Genomic DNA, 16347 nt, shown 5'->3' with positions numbered 1-16347 from the left:
CCGATGCCCGCAACCACGGTTTATCTCGAAACCTTTGGGTGCCAGATGAACGAGCTCGACTCGGAGCTGGTCCGCGGCCAGCTCGGGAGCCTGGGCTACACCTTTGCCGACCGGCCCGAGGATGCCCAGATCGTGCTGCTGAACACCTGCTCTGTGCGCGAACACGCGGAAAGCAAGGCCTATTCGCGCATCGGCATCGTGGGTCAGCGCAAGCTGGCGGGGGAAAATATTCTCCTGGGGGTGCTGGGGTGCATGGCCGAAAGGGATGGCCTGGCCCTGCTCCGCCGATTTCCCCAGGTCGACATCATGTGCGGGCCCGGCGAGCTGGACAAGCTGCCCACGCTGATCGACGCCTCGCGCCGCTCCGAGGCCGCCTCCGCCGCCGAGCGCACCGCCCTGGCCGGCAATCGAACGCGCCGAAGCGCCGCCCTGGCCGCGGTGCAGGATGATCTCGAGAATCTCGATCTTTCCCGGGCCTTCGATCCGATCGTGGCCGGCCGCAGCGCCTTCGCGGCCCAGGTCCGGATCACCCGCGGGTGCAACAAGTTCTGCACCTACTGCGTGGTCCCCAACACGCGCGGCGCCGAAGTGCACCGGCCGCCGGATTCCATCGTCGAGGAGTGCCGCAAGCTTGCCGATGCCGGCGCCATCGAGATCACGCTGCTTGGCCAGACCGTCAACCACTACCGCTACGAGCATGGTCCCGCCGTCACCCTCGACGGGCGCGAAGCGCCGCAAATCGGCCCGGGTCTCTCGGCGTTCCGGGCTCCCATCGCTGCGGGCAAGCGGGTCACCACCTTCGCCCAGCTGCTGCGCCGCATTCATGACGAGGTGCCCGCCATTGCCCGGCTCCGCTTCGTCACCAGCTATCCCCGCGATTTCGGCCGCGACATCCTGGAAACCATGCGGGATTGTCCGCGCATCTGCCGCTATCTGCACGCTCCTGCCCAGAGCGGCTCCGACCGCATCCTGAAGCTGATGAATCGCGGCTACACCCGCGGCGAGTATGAGGCCTTCGCGACGGAGGCCCTGGAGATTCTGCCGGACGCCACCCTGGCCGGAGATTTCATCGTGGGTTTTCCCACCGAGAGCGACGAGGATTTCGAGGCCTCCTGCGACCTGGTCCGCAAGCTCCCCTTCAAGAACAATTTCATCTTCAAGTATTCGCCGCGGCCGGGCACCGTCGCCATCGACCGCTTCAAGGATGACATTCCCAACGAGGTCAAGAAGCTGCGCAACAGCATCCTCTTGAATCTGCAGGCGGAAACCAGCTCGCGCGTGCATGCCGCGTGGATCGGAAAAACGGTCGAGGTGCTGATCGAGGAGGTGTGCACGTTGCGGGACGCACATCCGACTGCGCGCGGCGTCGAGCTGCGCTGGGAAACCAAGGAGCCCCGCGATCATCGCACTACGCTGCGCGGCCGCACCGCCGGCGATTTGATCGTCAGCCTGGACACGCCGGACGGCGCCGAAGCCGGCAACTTTGTTGGAAACATTGTGACCGCACAATTGATGACGAGTTCATCTCTCATGCTTCACGGAGTAATGGTGGCGGGGAATGGACCGAGTCCGCGCGTGATCGAGCGGCCGACCATGTCAGTCCGATAAAATATGCGGTTCAGATTCAATATGGCGTTTCATCGCTCTCTGTGGCCTTTGGCTTTCGCGGCCCTTCAATTTACTGGACGAACGAATGAAAACTTGGGGAAAGATTCGAGATGTTCGCTTGCAATGGAACCGTTGAATTGGACTCTGCGGAAGATGACTTGGTAGGGATTGGATTCAGAGACATGTTGTCTGTGAATCATTGGGAAAAGGTCACTGTCCACAATTTGTTCCTCCATGAAGAGAGGGAAAGGGAAAGAAATGAAGAATTCGCTTTTTGGTATCACTGGAGCTTCGCTCGCGGCTGCTGTTGCCATGAATACAGTGGGGGTCGCCAACGCCTCCGTCGCGGGTGCTCAAGGCTTGTATGCCCACAACTACATCGTCTCCTCCGGAGGCACCGACTACTCGGTGATGGATGTCTTCCTCAAGTTCAATTCAGCGGTCGGAGTCGGCACGCAAGGTGAGCGCATGGTGAACACCTATGGCCAGGCCACCACCGATGCCTCCACTTTCGGCGTCACCAAGACGGCGAAGTGGGAAAATAGCGCCGGACTCAACTTCCAGCACAGCAACACCAGCTGGCTCCCGGGCTCGAGCGCGGGCGGCGGTACCGGAAACAACACATGGGATTCGTACATGACCGTTGGCGCCCGCACGCAGGGAGCGGGAAACACCGGCAACGTGAATGCTGACTCCTATTTCACCAACCCGAACTCAAACGTCGGCTCGGTGATCGGCGGCTACAACGCGACTCCCCTCTTCGTGGGAGCCGGTATGACTCAGAGTGCTCCGAGCGATGCGGGCTTTGAAACCAATGCATCGGCCAATGCGGACCACCTGATCATGGTCGGACGATTCAGTCTCAAGACCAGCGACATCATCGCCAACGGTGGTCCCGTCACCATGTCCGTCTGGTTCAACTGGACCGGCAAGTCGACCGCTCAGACCGGAGGCACCACGATGTACACCATCGCCAGCGCCAATGTGAAGAGCGATGCGCAGACCAAGTACACCACAGGCGGCAAGACGTGGATCTTTGATTCGTCCTTTGACGGAGTCGATGGTGGGCAAACGCCATGGACCTTCTCCGCCGGTGCGATTCCAACCCCGGGTGCCGCAGCTCTGATCGGCGTCGCCGGAGCGTTCTTCGGACGCCGTCGCCGGGCTTGATTCGCAACTAACAGAGTCTCTTTTCTACACTCTTCAGTCCTCCGCATCTTTAACGATGCGGAGGACTTTCGTTTTTTGCCATATCTTGCAGGTTCATGTCGCCGACGAACGAGCCTCTTTCCGATGCGCCCGGCGGCGCACCAGCGCCCCGGCCAACCGCTGCGGCGTCCTCGCGATTCACCCTGGCTTCGGTTGCCTTCGGACTTTCGATCCTTTCGCCGGTCCCCTGCTGCCCCTTTGTCGGATTCATCTCGACTCCCTTGGCCATTGCCAGCCTTTGGCGCCTTCGCGCCAGCGCCGACCTCCGCGCCCGCCGCCTCGCCCGCGCGGCGATGATCCTGAGCCTGGTCGGGCTCGTCGTGCAGGCCGTGACCTACGAGGCCCTGAGCGACTGGCTGCGGAAAAGTCTTGACCGCAGCATGAACACCTGTGTCCGCGCGGCCTTCGCCGACGACTACTCCAAGTGCGTCATCGCCATGGCGCCGAACCCCCTCGCGCCCGCCGCCCGCAGCGCGCCGACCAAGGAGCAATTGACCCTGTTCGCCGCCGAGGCCGCCAAGCGGTACGGAATCCTTCAGGAAGTCACCTTCATCAGCCAGGTGGGCGACGGGGGCCTGCTCGACGTGGCCATGACCTCGGCCATCACGCTCAAGTTCGAGCGCCGCGAAACCACCGGGAGCGTGGTCTTTCAGCTGGTTCCACAGAACGAGCAATGGACTCCTGCGACCCGCCTGATCGAGCTCACCGTCGACGACTCGAGCCTGGGCGATCTGGTGCTGGCACCAACACCTCCGGCGAAGCAACCTTGAGTCATCCCCGATGAATCCAAACCCAGATCCGGACTTCGACCAGGCCGATGCATTTTCCACTGCGGGGAATGCCGTGAACGTTGTGAAATCGTGGAACCGAGTGGCGGTGCTCTCCGCCATGTTCTGCATTCCATTCTGCTGCCCCCCCATGACGCTGCTTGGCGCGGGAACCGGCATGCTCGCCCTGCGAAGCATCCGCTTGAATCCCGAGACCAAAGGTGCCTGGCTGGCCAAAACCGCAATCGTGTTCGGGCTCGCCACGACGCTGCTGAGCGTGTGGCTCTACTGGACCTCGGGTTTGCGCACGATCGTGCTGGGGCCGAATCCGGCGCTGGCGGCCCTCTTTGCGGCCGATACCGAAGGCATGCGTAGGGAATGGGCAGGTCCGGCGAGTTCGTTGTCCAAGGAGCAACTCGACGAATTCGCTGAACAAGTGAAAAAACGCTACGGAACTTTTGTCTCCTCCAGATACAGCACGTCCCGCCCCACGCCGCTTGACCAACCCGGGAGGCGCTCCGTGGCGGTGATTCCCGTCACGATCCAGTTCGACTCGGGGCCCGTTGAGGCTGATCTCGGATTGGAACGATTTGATGAAAAGTCCGGCAAAAGCACCATGTCCTGGCGATCGCTGCGCATTCTGGATGCGGCACGCGGCGACATGCTCTTTCCCGATGGCGAGCCTGCGCCTCCACTTCTCGAAAATTCCGCATCCCCCGCCACCTTGCCGGCTGCACCTACGGGATCGAACAGCCCGGGGGATGCCAAACCACCCGCCCCGGCCCCGTGAGTACGCTATAGGCCATGGGCAACGCCATTGAAATTCGCGGTTTGGTGCGTCGATTCGGCACGCAGACCGTGCTCGACGGAATCAATCTGGATATTTCCGAGGGGGAGACCATGGTGATCATGGGCGGCTCTGGCTGCGGCAAAAGCACGCTGCTGCGCCACCTGATCGGCAGCCTGCAGCCCACCGAGGGCTCCATCAAGCTGTTCGGCGAGGAGATGGCCACCGTCGGCGAGGCGGGCCTGAACGCCGTGCGCAAGAAGTTCGGAATCCTCTTCCAATCCGGCGCGCTCTTCAACAGCATGAGCATTGCGGACAACGTCGCCCTGCCGCTGCGCGAGCACACCTCGCTTGACGCGCACATCATCGAGATCCAGGTGATGATCAAGCTCGAACTCGTCGGCCTGCGCGAGCACGCCAACAAATTTCCCTCGCAGATCTCGGGCGGCATGAAGAAGCGGGCCGGCCTGGCACGGGCCCTGGCGCTTGATCCGCGGATCCTTTTCTACGACGAGCCCAGCGCCGGACTGGATCCCGTCACCAGCGCCGAAATCGACCAGCTCATGCTCGATCTCACCCGCAAGCTCGGCGTGACCAGCGTGGTGGTGACCCATGAGATGGACAGCGCCTTCACCATCGCCGACCGCATGTGCATGCTGGACAAGGGCCGGGCACTCATGATCGACACCCGCGAGGCCTTTGACAAGCTGCGCAAAACCTCTGAGGCGGACGCCAAGGCTTTGCCGGAGAAGGAGCGCTTGATCCGCCAGTTCCTGCGCGGCGACGCCCAAGGGCCGCTCACGGAGCGCAAGGAAGCCACCAACTACGCCGAGGATCTGCTGAACCTGGGACTCGACCTGGGACTCGACGGCACCACGAAGGTTCCGGCCATCACCCCCAGCCGATGAGCACGCGAAGCGCGGTCGACATCGGGGGCAAGCGCTGCTTGGTGATGGGACTGGGCGCCTTCGGCGGCGGCATCGGGGCCACCCAATGGCTTGCCGAGCAGGGTGCGAAGGAGATCCTGGTCACCGACCTTTCCAGCGAGGAAAAGTTGAGCGAATCCATCGCCGAAATCGCCCCGCTGATCCGTTCGGGCGTGGTTCAGCTGCGCCTGGGTGCGCATGAGCTGGACGATTTTCGAAAGGCGGAGCTGGTCGTGGCCAACCCCGCAGTGCCCAAGCCATGGAACAATCAATTCTTGAAAGCAGCGCGTGAGTCCGGTGCGCAGATCACCACCGAGCTCCGACTCGCGCTGCAGCACATTCCCTCCCGTCGGGTGATCGCCGTCACCGGCAGCTCGGGCAAGAGCACGACCTCGGCGCTGATCCACGCGGCGCTCGACGGATACCAAGGGCGCCGAGCACTCTTCGCGGGCAACATCGGCGGCAGCCTGCTGAAGAACGCGCCCTCCATTGCGCCGAATGAATGGCTGGTGCTTGAGCTCTCCAGTTTCATGCTCTGGTGGCTCGGCCCCGACTCGGGGAACGCCGCGTGGCACGCGCGGATCGGCGTGCTGACCAATCTCTCCGACAACCATCTGGATTGGCATGGTGACGCCGCCAACTACAGCGCCAGCAAATCCGTCATCCGCAATGCCGCGCCAAACCAGCAAACCTTTCTCACTCGCTTCGACATCGAATCGCCGGATGTGGCCACGCGATGGGCAGCGCTTTCCGCGGGCCGTTGGTGGAAGAATCCGCAACTTGATCCGCAGCTGGAAACCTGCATGCCGCTCTTCGATGGCGCCAAGCTCATCGGCGAGCACAACCAGCGGAACCTGCTCCTGGCGCTGCAGGCCGCCATTGCAGCGCTGAGGGTCGACGATCCCAAACTCGATGTCGATGCGACGGCGAAAGCCCTGGCCGCCCGAATGAATCAATTCCCAGGGTTGCCGCACCGGCTTTCCCTGGTGCACGAATCCGGCGGCGTCCGTTGGATCAACGACAGCAAGGCCACCACTCCCGCGTCGGCGATCTTCGCGGTCAGGAGTTTTTCCGATCCGGTCAAGATCCATCTCATCGTCGGCGGCCTGGCCAAGGGCGCCGATCTCTCCCCGCTGGCGGCCCTCGCACCCCGGCTGGCGGGGCTCTACTCCATTGGAACCGCCGCGCCGGAACTGGCCAGTGCCGGCGGGACCAATTGCCAGACGCTGGAAAACGCGGTTCAGATGATTCGCTCCCGCGTCCGGCCGGGCGACGTGGTCCTGCTCTCGCCGGGATGCGCCAGCTGGGACCAATTTCAAAATTACGAGGCACGTGGAGAACGTTTCGCAGAATTGTCGATAGTGAGCTAAAGTATTCCCCGAATGAACCCCCTCATGCGAACCCTGATCCTTGGATTGCTCGCGACACTCGCCGGCTGCTACGCGCCGGACGGCGGACTCATGCCCAATTCCGGCCGTGGCTATACCTACATCTCGACCAGCATGCAGCCCCTCACCATCACGGTGGTGGACGCGCGGACTGATGAAGCCTTCTTCATCATGGAGATTCCCCCGGGCCAGCAGCTCACCTTCAATTTTCTGCAGGGAGGCGGCGACGATCCGATCTATTCGCCTGACCGAATGGTGTACGCGGTGTGGGAGGGCGGCGAGCAGTTCGGAAGCCTCAACAACCAGCTCTCCTGTCCGCCGGCGGCCGCGCGGCGCATCGAAATGGACATCCGCAAGCCTCCGGTCTGGCCCGAGCCCGACGCGGCATCGCGGCTGAGACGCATCCGGACGGACCAGGTGGAGACGCTGCCGCCCTACGCCACAACCCAGGGCGGCAGGATTCCCTCCAAGTCCCCGAGCCAGTACGACAATTAAGGTGATTCGCGTCGGCCACGGCTACGACCTGCACCGGCTCGAGCCGCTCGCTCCCAAGGGAAAGGGAAAGCCCTTCGTGCTCGGTGGCGTTTCCATTCCTCATGAGCAGGGACCGGTCGGCCATTCGGATGGTGACGCGCTGCTGCACGCGGTCACCGACGCGATCCTCGGCGCGCTGGGGCTGCCTGACATCGGACAGCTTTTCCCCGACAGCGATCCGCAGTGGCTCGGCAAGGACAGTTCGCACTTCCTGCGGCAATCCCTGGGGCTGATGCGCGAGAAAAACTTCCAGCTTTCCAACCTCGACGCCACCGTGATCTGCGAACGGCCGAAAATCGGGCCGGTCAAGGAATCCATCCGCAAAAACCTGGCGCAGCTTCTGGGCTGCGAGGAGAGCCAGGTCAACGTGAAGGGCAAGACCCACGAGCGCGTGGACGCCGTCGGCGAAGGCCGCGCCATCGAAGTCCACTGCGTCGCGCTGCTGACCTCCGGTTAAAACCCCGGCCTGCAAGTCGATTTCCGGGATTTCCAGCTACACTCCGGGGCATGCGAGCAGTCATCACCGGTCAGGTCGGCGTCGACAAGAAACCCTATCTCAAGGCGGTCCAGAAATTGGCCGGCGAGCGGGGCGACACCCTTGAAGTCTTCCATGTGGGCGACCTGATGTACGCGGAAGCAGCGGACGTCAAGCCCGGCCGCATCCTCGATCTGCCGCTGAGCCGGCTGGCCAGCCTGCGCCGCTCGGCCTTCAAGGACATCATCAGCCATGTCTCACCCCCCGAGCAGCATCCCAACATCATCGTCAACACCCACGCCACCTTCCGCTGGCGCCACGGCCTCTTCGCCGCGTGCGACTTCGATCTGCTCAAGCGGCTGCAGCCGGACATGTTCATCTGCATGGTCGACAACGTCGAGGTGGTCCACGCGCGGTTGCACAACGAGCACGTGCTGGACGCGACCCTGAAGGACTGCATGGTCTGGCGCGAGGAGGAGATCCTGGCCAGCGAGCTGATGGCCCAGGCCCTGGGCTGCCCGGGCGGTTTCTACATCCTCAGCCGCGGCCGCCAGGTCGACACCACCGAAACCGCCTTCCGCCTGATCACTCGCCCCGACATGCGCAAGGTCTACCCCAGCTTCCCCATGAGCCATGTGGTGGACATGCCGGAGGTGCTGGCGGAGATCGACGCCTTCCGCGCCGACTTGGCCAAGCACTTCATCACTTTCGATCCCGGCGACGTGGACGAGAAGCTGCTGCTGGAGCGGGCCATCGCCGCGGCGCGCGACGGCAAGGATTTCATCACCGTGGAGGCGCACTCCTTCGGAGGCCGCAAGGGCTCGCCGGAGATCCGACTCCCGGTGCGTGAGGTGCTCGACATCGCCGGCGACGTTGACGGGCAGATCTACATGCGCGACTTCCGCCTGATCGACCAGAGCGACATGATCGTGAGCCTGGTGCCCGAGCTGCCGGGGGGCATTCCCGGACTGTCCAGCGGCGTCGAGCGGGAACTCCAGCATGCCTTCGAGCATGCCAAGGAGGTTTATGTGGTCTGGAAGCCGAAAAAATCGCCAAGTCCCTTTATTTCTGAAACCGCCACCAAGGTCTTCCGAAGTGTTCCAGAAGCACTTGCCCATTTCGAGGCCAAGGGCATGTTCGCCACGCAGAATCTGTTCGGTCACTGACGCGCCTTGAAGCGGCGCGAGGCACAAGAAAGCGCAAGGATTTTCATGAACTCAGCCGATTTGTTTGGATTCCGTGAAGAGGAAACTCTCCCTCGGACGCAGCCTCGAGGCCGGGCGGGTTTCACGCTGGTGGAGCTCCTTGTGGTCGTCGCAATCCTCGGCATCATCATCGCCCTTGTGCTGGTCGGCGTGGGCCGGGCCACCCAGGCGGGCCGGGCCACCGCCTGCCGCGGCAATCTTCGCACCATCGGCACCGCGGCGAACACCTACAGCTCATCGAACAAGGGCCGATTGCCCAGCCCTCGCACCGACACTCCCGCAGGCTGGTCCAGTTTGAAAAACGATCCCAACGATCCGACTTCAGCCATCCGCGAGGACGCTGCCAACACCTACATCGGCTGGGTTCGAACCGAGGTGCCCGCGGTCCCCGGCTCTATCAAAGCCAATGGATTCAATCAGTATGAGACCCCGATCGCCCTGCAAAAGGGAAGCCTGTACGAATACATCGGCAGCGAAGCGGCCTACAAGAGTCCGCAGGATCCCACCGCCCGGGTGCGCAGCTATTCGCTGAACTCCTTCGTGGGCGTCCAATACTGCGACGACTTTTACCCGCTGGGCAACTCCGGCAACATCTCGAAAAATTATTCCTACGACACCCGCACTGTTTCCCGCATCCCCCATCCGGCGGAAACATTGCTGGCCTTGCCTGAATGGGATCAAGCCAAAGGTCAGACGGGCTGGAATGCCAACGGATTCCTGGGCAATCCTGAAATCACCCTGGACACCGCCACCGGGACATTCTCCAACGGCAAGTGGTACGACGCCCCCTCGGTGTGGAATCCCGGCGAAGTCAACATGGTCCATGTCGACGGCAGCGTCGAGGGTTACCAGATTCAAAGCCCAGAAATGAAAAATGGCGACCTTCAAGCCCAATACAAATCCAGTCCGGGTTATCCGGATTTGCCCGACACCTTTGTCGATCTCTACAACATCAAGAAGATGCTGCTGCCCGGAAAAATAAAGTAGCGCCCAAAGAATCGCCCTGCGGCGATGGCGAGTGCATCATGATGCGCGAGGAGTCAAGGAATTTCCATGAACTCCACCTCGTTTTTTAGAATCAATAAAATATTTTCCGCGAGTTCAAGTCACGGTGGATCCTCTGAAGGATTCACTCTGGTTGAACTTCTGGTGGTCATCGCCATTCTCGGCATCATTATTTCCCTGGTGCTTGTCGGCGTAGGCCGCGCCACGCAGACGGGCCGCACCATCGAATGCATGAAGAATCTCGGCACCATCGGAACGGCCGTGAACACCTACAGCTCCTCGAACAATGGCCGCCTGCCGAGCCCGCGCACGGACACCCCGGTGGGATGGTCAAACCTGAAGACCGTTCCCAACGGATCGATCATCCGCGAGGACGCGGGCAACGAATACATCGGATGGGTCCGGACCGATCCCGCGGTGCCGGGGACCATCAACGGATCCGCCGAGACTTCAGCCGCGCTCCAGAAGGGAAGCCTGTACGATTACATCGGCAGCGAAACCGCCTACAAGAGTCCGCAGGATCCAACCGGCCGTCTCCGCAGCTACTCGCTGAATTCGTTCGTGGGCGTGATGTACTGCGAGGACACCTATCCATTGCCCGGGAATATCTCGACACCCAGCTACAGTTTCGACACGCGCGCCGCGGCCCGCATCCTCAAGCCTGCGGAAACCCTGCTTGCCCTGCCCGAGTGGGACCAGGCCAAAGGCGTGCCGGGGTGGAATGTCAACGGCTTCATCGGCAATCCCGAGATCACGATCGATCCGGTCACCGGCGCCTACGCCAACACCGCGTGGTACAACGTCCCTGCCGTGTGGAACTCCGGCGCCTTCAACATGGTCCTCGTGGATGGCCACACGGTCCTCTACCAGAGTCAAAGCCCGGAAATGATCAACGGCGACTTGCAAGCTCAATTCAGCAATGGCGCCTATCCGGATTTGCCCGACACCGATGTCGATCTCTACAACATCAAGAAAATGCTGCTGCCCGGAAAAATCAATTAGCGTCCAAATAATGCGCGAGATGGCATTGGGATAAGGCTATAGTTCCAAAGTCCGCGAAAATGCAGGAAAGACCTCGCCTTCCGGTGTTTTCGGATTATGTTGATGGACAGACCCGTCAGCCCTGAAAGACCACTTGTTGATGCCCACCAAGAAACACTCCATCGCCGCCAACGTGTTCGCCGCCCTCGTCGCAGCGGTCTGTCTGTCCAGCGCCTTCGCCGCGCAACTCTCGCCCTCCAGCCGGCCCGGCGTGGGCGCCATCCCCTACTTCGTGAGCTCCTCCAACAAGGGGGTCACCTTCCGAACCTGGGCCCCCAACGCCCAGGCCGTGAGCGTGGCCGGCTCCTTCAACTTCTACAGCAACACGGCGCACATGCTCGGCAGCGAGGGCAACGGCTGGTGGTCGGGCGACGTCCCCAACGTCGTCGCCAACGCCCAGTACAAGTTCGCGGTGAAGTACAACAACGTCTACACCCAGAAGAATGATCCTCGCGCCCGCCGCCTGACCAACAGCGTCGGCAACAGCGTGGTGTACGACCCGAATTCCTACACCTGGGTCAACAACAACTTCCAGATTGACAACTGGAACGAGCTGATCATCTACGAGATGCACATCGGGGCCTTCTGGGTTCCCGACGGCTCCGCCCCCGGCACCTTCATCGATGCGATCGCCAAGCTGGATCACATCCAGTCGCTCGGCGTGAACTGCGTGGAGCTGCTTCCGATCAACGAGTTTCCCGGCGATCTCTCCTGGGGCTACAACCTCAGCTATCCCTTCTCCGTCGAAAGCATTTACGGAAACCCGAACGACTTGAAGAAATTCGTCGACGAGTGCCACGCCCGCGGGATCGCCGTGCTCAACGACGTCGTCTACAACCACCTCGGCCCCAACGACCTGGACATGTGGAAGTTCGACGGCTGGAACGCCAACAACCTGGGCGGCATCTTCTTCTACAACGACACCACCCACGCCACGACCCCCTGGGGCAACACCCGAATGGACTATTCGCGCGGCGAGGTGCGCCAGTACATCCGCGACAACGCCATGATGTGGCTGGACGAGTTCCGCATGGACGGCCTGCGCTGGGATGGCACCAAGTACATCCGCCGGACCGACCAATTCGGCATCGACATTCCCGAGGGCTGGAGCCTGCTGCAGTGGTGCAACAACGAGATCGACGCGGCCTATCCCGGGAAGCTGTCAATCGCCGAGGATTTCGACGATAACGACTGGGTCACCAAGCCCACCGGAGCGGGCGGCGCCGGCTTCGACACCCAGTGGGACTGGTTCGTGCACAGCATCCGCAGCGTCGTCGAGGAAACCAGCGACGCCAACCGCAGCATGGCCTCCGTGCGCGACATCATTCTGCAGAATTACAACGGCGTCCACACCCAGCGCATCATCTACACCGAGAGCCACGACGAGGACGCCAACGGCAAGAGCCGCGTGCCCTCCGAGATCAGCCCCGCTGCGCCGGGCAACTGGTATGCCCGCAAGCGCAGCACGCTCGCCGCGGCGGTCGCCTTTTTCAGCCCCGGCATTCCCATGATGTTCATGGGCCAGGAGTTTCTTGAGGATGGCTACTTCGATCCGAACGATCCGCTGGATTGGAGCAAGACCACGACCTACGCCGGCATCCTGCAGCTCTACAAGGACATGATCGCGCTGCGGCGCAATTTGAACGGGGAAACCCGCGGCCTGACCGGCGCCAGCACCAATGTCTTCCATGTGAACGACTGGAACAAGGTCATCGCCTGGCATCGCTGGGAGAATGGCGGCGGCGGCGACGATGTGGTGGTGCTGGCGAACTTCAGCACCTGGCCGCTGACCAACTACCGGATCGGCCTGCCCCGTCCCGGCATGTGGCGCTGCCGGATGAACAGCGACTGGAATGGCTACTCGAGCGACTACGCGAACACGCTCTGCGTGGATATCGAGGCTGATGGAGGCCCCTATGACGGGATGCCCTACAGCGGCAACTTCAACGCGGGTGCGTATTCCTTCATCGTCTACAGCCAGGATGGAGCGAGCCAGGGCAATCCATCGGACCTCAACGGAGACTGCGTAGTCGACTCGGGGGATCTCGGCCTGCTGCTGCTTGACTTCGGCCCCTGCCCCGGCTGCGCCAGCGACTTGGACGGAAGCGGCGAGGTCGACGGCGGCGATGTTGGCGTGCTCCTGCTTGACTACGACTGGACCTGTTCCTGACCCGTCATTTCCGAGCCGACACCCGGTTTTTGCAAAGGCAGGGCTCATCTCGGAGCAAATGGCGGCCTTAGATCCGTCGCGGCGGGAAATTATTAAGGCATTTTTTCTGGAAAATCGGGCTTTCGAGTTGCAACGGTCCCCGCATGTGGCATTATTGAGACCTGTTGGAGAATGGTGAAGGGCGTCAAGCCGCGCGTTCATTAGCGGCGCATTGGAGCCTTCCCGTATGAACACTTTCAAGATTGCCGCAACGGTCGCCTGTCTCGCAGCGAGTTCTTCTTTCGCCGATGTCTATGTCGACGCGGAAAATGATCTCTTCGACAATGGTGGCTTGGCCAACCTCGACATCTCGAGCGTCTCCGTGACGAACGATGCTTCGAGCATCACCTTCGCCGTGACCACGCGCGGCTTTGCGTCTTGGTCCAAATTCATGATCCTCATCAGAACCGCTGGCAACGGCGACGGCAGCAATGCCTGGTCGCGCCCGATCAATCAGAATGGCGGCAACGCCAACCACTTCATCGGCAGCTGGATCGACCAGCCCACCGACAACAGCCAGAATGTCGCCTTCAATGGCGGCGGCTGGGATTGGGGCGGATCGCAGACCTTCACCAACTCGGTGAGCGGCAACACGGTCTCCTGGACGGTCTCCCTCGCTTCGCTTGGGTTGAGTGCCGGCGACCACATGTACTTTGATGTGGCAACAAGCGGCGGCGGCAATGATCCCGGTGTGGATCACCTGAGCCGAGCCACGGCAGCGACCAGTGGCTGGGGCGAGGCGAGCACCGCCGGCGAATACCTTGACTACCGCGTTGTCCCGGTTCCGACTCCAGGCGCCATCGCCTTGGTCGGACTCGCAGGTCTTCTCGGCAAGCGTCGTCGGGCGTAAAGCATCACTTGCGAGGCGGACTTGCCTCGCGTTTCACTGACGCAATACGGGTTTGGAGTGATTTCAAGAGACCCCGCTTTCAAAGGCGGGGTTTCTTCTTTTTGCGGACTATTTCTGCTTCGAGCTTTCCAGCGCCGGCAGATAGGACTTCTCCAGGTATTCCGCCACCATCCGGTGGGAATTGAACCGGCCGGGAATGGTCGCCGCGCTTCGGATGCAGCGCTGGAGCCAGCGCTGGGGCACACCGCCGTGATCTCGATCGAAGAAGTCGGGCACCACTTCGTTCTCCAGGAGGCCGTAGAGGCTCTCCGCGTCGATCCGATCCTGCTCCTCGCGATCGGTCCCCTCGCGGCCATCGCCGATCGCCCAGCCGTTGGTGCCGTCACAGGCCTCGGGCCACCAGCCATCCAGGATGCTCAGGTTGATTCCGCCATGCATGGGGGGCTTCATGCCGCTGGTGCCGCTGGCCTCGTAGGGCCGCAGCGGATTATTCAACCAGACGTCGCAGCCGCTCACCAGCATGCGGCCGACATGCATGTCGTACTCCTCCAGCAGCACGATGCGCCCCTCGAAGCCGGACTCCGTCGCCCAGTGATGCACCTGAGCTGCGTAGGCCTGGCCATCCTTGTCGCGCGGATGGGCCTTGCCCGCGAAGACGATCTGAACCGGCCGCTTGGCATCGCCCAAAATGCGGCGCAGACGCTCCGCGTCGCGGAAGATCAGGGGGGCCCGCTTGTAGGTGGCGAAGCGGCGGGCAAAGCCGATGGTCAGCGCCGCGGGATCGAAGGCGTGGAGGGAACGCAGGGCCGGATCCGGCGCGTCGCCGCGACGCATCGCCTGCATGAGCAGCCGTTCGCGGATGAAGTGGACCAGGCGATTGCGCAGGTCGCTTCGCAGCTGCCAGAGAGCCGCGGGGTCGACGTTGGGAACACTTTTCCAGGGATCTTCGCCGGTCTCGATGCGATCAAGATCCAGGCCGATGTGCTTTTTCCAGAAGGCCTCGGCCTCGGGGGCGAGCCAGGTGCGGGCATGGACGCCGTTGGTGACATGGCCGATCGGCACCAGCGCCGCGTCGGCGGCCCCGAAGACCCCCTGCCACATTTCGCGGCTCACCCGTCCGTGCAGCGCCGCGACGCCGTTGACGAACTGGGCGGTGCGAAGGGCGAGCACCGTCATGCAGAAGGTCGCCTTGGGATCGTTGGGATTCTCCGAGCCCATCTCCAGGAAGGCGCGCCGGGCCAGGCCGGCCTTCTTCCAGCAGGGTTCCATGAGGTCGGCAACCTCCTCGGCGTCATAGCGGTCGTGTCCCGCGGGCACCGGGGTGTGCGTGGTGAAGACCGTGCTGCCGCGGACCTGCTCAATGGCCTTCTCGATGGAGACGCCATCATCGACCAGCGCCGCCAGCCGGGTCACCGAGGCGAAGGCCGCGTGGCCCTCGTTCAGGTGGAAGACGGTCGGCTTGAGCCTGAGCTCGCGCAGTGCAATCACGCCGCCGACGCCCAGCAGCACCTGCTGGCGCAGCCGCAGCGCCGGCTCGCCCTTGTAGAGGCCCTCGGTCAGTCGGCGGTCGCGTTTCTTGTTGGCCTTGAGATCGGTGTCCAGCAGCATGATTCGGACGCGTCCGATCCGCATCGACCAGATCTTGGCGCGGACCTTCCGGTTGCCCAGCGGAACCCGGATGACCAGCTTCTCATCGGTCAACGGCATCTGCTCGGTCGACCAGTAGGGCTCGATCACCCGCGTCGAACCGTCGGTCCGCAGCTGCTGCAGGTAGTAGCCGCGCTGGTAGAGAAGCCCGACTCCGGTGATCGGCACGCCCAGGTCGCTGGCGCTCTTCATGTGGTCACCGGCCAGCACGCCGAGTCCGCCGGCGTACTGCTGCAGGCTCTCGTGGATGGCGAACTCACTGCAAAAATAGGCCACATGCAGCGTGGAGCTGCCGGCGGGCGCGGTGCGCTCGAACCAGGGCTCGGTGGAGTGATAGATCTTCTGGGCGTCGCGGGCGGCGCGGATCATGCCGACGAACTCCGGCTCCTGGCAGCGCGTGGCGAACATGGAATGGTCCAGCCGGGCCAGCACGGCCAGCGGATTGTGCCCCGAGGCCTCCCACGTGGAGGGATCAAGCGCCGCGAAGGGGCGCCGACCGATCTCGTTCCAGGACCACCAGAGGTCGGCGGCGATGTTGTGCAGATCTCGCTCGAGGCCTTCAAGCGCTTTGGCGTCCTTTGGCGTGATGGCAACTTTCTGCGAGGCGGGCTTCCTTTTCAATGGCGTGACCGTCGCCGGGGAGAGGTTCGATCGCATCTTGGCCGAGGGAGTGTCGGGATGAGCCATAGCCGATCA

14 protein-coding genes are annotated in these 16347 nt (G+C 62.6%); 13 read left to right on the top strand and 1 reads right to left on the bottom strand.

The window, feature by feature from the left end; genetic code table 11:
• The first annotated feature begins 3 nt into the window (after positions 1 to 3).
• From K8R92_06100 to K8R92_06040, 13 genes are all read left to right on the top strand, one after another.
• Positions 4 to 1608, top strand: a complete 1605-nt coding sequence (locus tag K8R92_06100; protein MCE9619462.1) for a MiaB/RimO family radical SAM methylthiotransferase — start codon at positions 4 to 6, stop codon at positions 1606 to 1608.
• A 312-nt stretch (positions 1609 to 1920) separates the two neighbouring features.
• Positions 1921 to 2778, top strand: a complete 858-nt coding sequence (locus K8R92_06095) for a hypothetical protein (protein MCE9619461.1) — start codon at positions 1921 to 1923, stop codon at positions 2776 to 2778.
• A gap of 95 nt (positions 2779 to 2873) precedes the next feature.
• Complete coding sequence (locus K8R92_06090; protein ID MCE9619460.1) at positions 2874 to 3587, top strand: hypothetical protein; 714 nt, start codon at positions 2874 to 2876, stop codon at positions 3585 to 3587.
• 10 nt (positions 3588 to 3597) lie between these two features.
• Positions 3598 to 4374, top strand: coding sequence for a hypothetical protein (locus K8R92_06085; protein MCE9619459.1), 777 nt, complete (start codon positions 3598 to 3600; stop codon positions 4372 to 4374).
• A 14-nt stretch (positions 4375 to 4388) separates the two neighbouring features.
• On the top strand, positions 4389 to 5279 hold the full coding sequence (locus K8R92_06080; GenBank protein ID MCE9619458.1) for an ABC transporter ATP-binding protein: 891 nt from the start codon (positions 4389 to 4391) through the stop codon (positions 5277 to 5279).
• Positions 5276 to 6667, top strand: a complete 1392-nt coding sequence (murD, locus tag K8R92_06075) for a UDP-N-acetylmuramoyl-L-alanine--D-glutamate ligase (GenBank protein ID MCE9619457.1) — start codon at positions 5276 to 5278, stop codon at positions 6665 to 6667. The genes K8R92_06080 and murD overlap by 4 nt, the downstream gene beginning before the upstream one ends.
• A gap of 24 nt (positions 6668 to 6691) precedes the next feature.
• The gene (locus K8R92_06070; protein ID MCE9619456.1) at positions 6692 to 7180 is read left to right on the top strand and encodes a hypothetical protein; all 489 of its coding nucleotides are present in this window, start codon (positions 6692 to 6694) and stop codon (positions 7178 to 7180) included.
• A complete protein-coding gene (gene ispF / locus K8R92_06065; protein MCE9619455.1) occupies positions 7176 to 7676 on the top strand; it encodes a 2-C-methyl-D-erythritol 2,4-cyclodiphosphate synthase in 501 nt (166 codons plus the stop codon). Before K8R92_06070 ends, ispF begins: the two co-directional genes overlap by 5 nt.
• 50 nt (positions 7677 to 7726) lie before the next feature.
• A complete protein-coding gene (locus K8R92_06060; protein MCE9619454.1) occupies positions 7727 to 8860 on the top strand; it encodes an AAA family ATPase in 1134 nt (377 codons plus the stop codon).
• 141 nt (positions 8861 to 9001) lie between these two features.
• A complete protein-coding gene (locus tag K8R92_06055; GenBank protein MCE9619453.1) occupies positions 9002 to 9886 on the top strand; it encodes a type II secretion system GspH family protein in 885 nt (294 codons plus the stop codon).
• 66 nt (positions 9887 to 9952) lie between these two features.
• On the top strand, positions 9953 to 10906 hold the full coding sequence (locus K8R92_06050; protein MCE9619452.1) for a type II secretion system GspH family protein: 954 nt from the start codon (positions 9953 to 9955) through the stop codon (positions 10904 to 10906).
• Positions 10907 to 11045: 139 nt separating this feature from the next.
• The gene (locus K8R92_06045) at positions 11046 to 13115 is read left to right on the top strand and encodes an alpha amylase C-terminal domain-containing protein (protein MCE9619451.1); all 2070 of its coding nucleotides are present in this window, start codon (positions 11046 to 11048) and stop codon (positions 13113 to 13115) included.
• Between the two features lie 226 nt (positions 13116 to 13341).
• Positions 13342 to 14004 carry a hypothetical protein gene (locus K8R92_06040; protein ID MCE9619450.1) on the top strand — a complete coding sequence of 221 codons (663 nt, stop codon included), beginning with the start codon at positions 13342 to 13344 and terminating at the stop codon, positions 14002 to 14004.
• A 108-nt stretch (positions 14005 to 14112) separates the two neighbouring features.
• On the opposite strand, the gene glgP is transcribed toward K8R92_06040, so the two are convergent.
• The gene (gene glgP, locus K8R92_06035) at positions 14113 to 16338 is read right to left on the bottom strand and encodes an alpha-glucan family phosphorylase (protein MCE9619449.1); all 2226 of its coding nucleotides are present in this window, start codon (positions 16336 to 16338) and stop codon (positions 14113 to 14115) included.
• Between the last annotated feature and the right edge of the window lie 9 nt (positions 16339 to 16347).

The organism is Planctomycetota bacterium (assembly GCA_021414025.1).
In the GTDB taxonomy this organism is placed as follows: Bacteria; Planctomycetota; Phycisphaerae; order Phycisphaerales; family SM1A02; genus SYAC01.
The sequence above is the reverse complement of the archived record's forward strand: the minus strand, read 5'-3'. Positions and strand labels throughout refer to the sequence as shown.